Raw genomic sequence first — 487 nt, forward strand, 5'->3', positions numbered from 1 at the left:
TACACCTAATGAGGAAAATAAAGACATTATTGCCAAGGTTAAAAATGTGCTCACTATTCCAGGGGTAGGCTATATTGTGATGGCCACTGTTCTAGCAGAAACCAATGGCTTTTTAGAAATCAAAAATATCCGCCAACTTATCCACTATGCCGCATTGGTGGTCAAGCATCATCAATCGGGGGAAATTAAAGGCAAGAGTTATGTAAGCAAAAAAGGAAATCAACACCTCAAAGCTGTTTTATTTTTCCCCGCTTTTGCTGCGATTAGAGCCGCTGATCAATTCAAAGAATATTATCAAAAAGTAACCGAGACTAGAAATGGTACCGCAGGAAATCTTGCCGTGTGTAGAAAAGTGTTGACCTTAATTTATACCCTATGGAAAAATGATACCACTTATGAGCCTAATTACAAAGGGGGCACGAGTAGCCCCCTTTAAAATCTTTAAAAAATTATATCAAAAATTTGGATTTATACACAGTACCTTCGC

1 protein-coding gene is annotated in these 487 nt (G+C 37.8%); it reads left to right on the forward strand.

From position 1 onward, the window contains the following. Positions 1-436: IS110 family transposase (locus tag Q0954_RS34425; RefSeq protein ID WP_299466746.1), on the forward strand; the 436-nt coding region annotated here is incomplete at its 5' end. Between the last annotated feature and the right edge of the window lie 51 nt (positions 437-487).

Origin of the sequence: uncultured Microscilla sp. (assembly GCF_947493425.1) — a bacterium.
Classification (GTDB): domain Bacteria; phylum Bacteroidota; class Bacteroidia; order Cytophagales; family Microscillaceae; genus Microscilla.